We start from the raw sequence: 939 nt of genomic DNA, 5'->3' as shown, positions 1-939 counted from the left end.
TGCGATGTGCGCGGATCGCATGCTCAAGGTCTATCACGCCAGGATCGTTCGCCTTGCGCAATATCGCGACCGCGCTGGCGAGGGCCGCGATTACCTGCTCATCGAGCAGAATGCTCATGGCGATCCTGTTCCGCAGACGGTCGCAGGAGCAATCCATGTCTGGACCGGGTTCCGACATGAAGCTTCAACGACGTCGATGTTTTTCGGTTCGCCGACCAGCAGCGCCCTCCGTCAGGTCGCCGAGTTGGAGAACGTCATTGCGGCCGCCGAGGCCGTCGCGGCTGAAGAGATGGATCGAGGGCGGCGTATCAGCCCCGCGGCGGGGGAGCCATGGGGCGCTTAGAGGTTATCTGCCGCTCGGAGCAGCACCGCTGCCGGTCGTACCGTTGCCCATGCTGCTGCCCCCGGCCGCGCCAGGGGTGCTAACGGGCGGGCCGCCGCTGGTGCCCGGCCCCGTACCCGTGCTCATCGTGCCTGTGCTCATTGTACCCGTTCCCATCGAGCCAGCACCGCCCTCCATGGACTTCTGGGAGTTGCTCTTAACAGAGCCCGGGCTGTTCATGTTGCCCTCGGCACTACCGCCGCCGGCAGCGGTCTGCGCCATCGCAGCACCGGAGACCGCAAGGGTGAGCGCAGCGGCGAGGGCAAGTGTCTTCATCGACATGGCGTTTCCTCCAGACGGATCATCTCGATCGGTCCGGGTCTGAACGTCGTCGAGGTCGATATCGTTCAGCGCCAGCAGCGGTACTGCCACCGCCCCTACCGTCGCCGCAGCCGAAGAGGTGGAGAACAAAAGCGCTGTACGACGCAGAGCGCAGGCAACATCCTGCTTGTCTGCCCCTAATGCGTCGGATAGATACGCCTCCCCGGACAGAAAAAAGGCCACCCCCGAAGGAGCGGCCCGAAGTCTTGGGAGGAAACGCCCGCGAGGGGCTGCGG

At 65.0% G+C, this 939-nt stretch carries 1 protein-coding gene and 1 pseudogene; one reads left to right on the top strand and one right to left on the bottom strand.

The window, feature by feature from the left end:
* Positions 1-343: pseudogene (locus tag MKK82_RS15390) on the top strand (hypothetical protein); the annotation flags it as partial.
* 3 nt (positions 344-346) lie between these two features.
* Here MKK82_RS15390 and MKK82_RS15385 read toward each other — a convergent pair.
* Positions 347-664: a hypothetical protein gene (locus MKK82_RS15385; protein WP_243986221.1), complete on the bottom strand. Its 318-nt coding sequence runs from the start codon at positions 662-664 to the stop codon at positions 347-349.
* Positions 665-939: the final 275 nt, after the last annotated feature.

Origin of the sequence: Methylobacterium sp. E-046 (assembly GCF_022829625.1) — a bacterium.
GTDB classification, from domain to species: Bacteria; Pseudomonadota; Alphaproteobacteria; order Rhizobiales; family Beijerinckiaceae; genus Methylobacterium; species Methylobacterium longum.
This window is presented reverse-complemented; position numbering and strand designations above follow the sequence as displayed.

Bases quoted from the DNA above. Each gene is read 5' to 3' on its own strand.
- MKK82_RS15385 (WP_243986221.1), bottom strand. From the start codon at position 664: ATGTCGATGAAGACACTTGCCCTCGCCGCTGCGCTCACCCTTGCGGTC.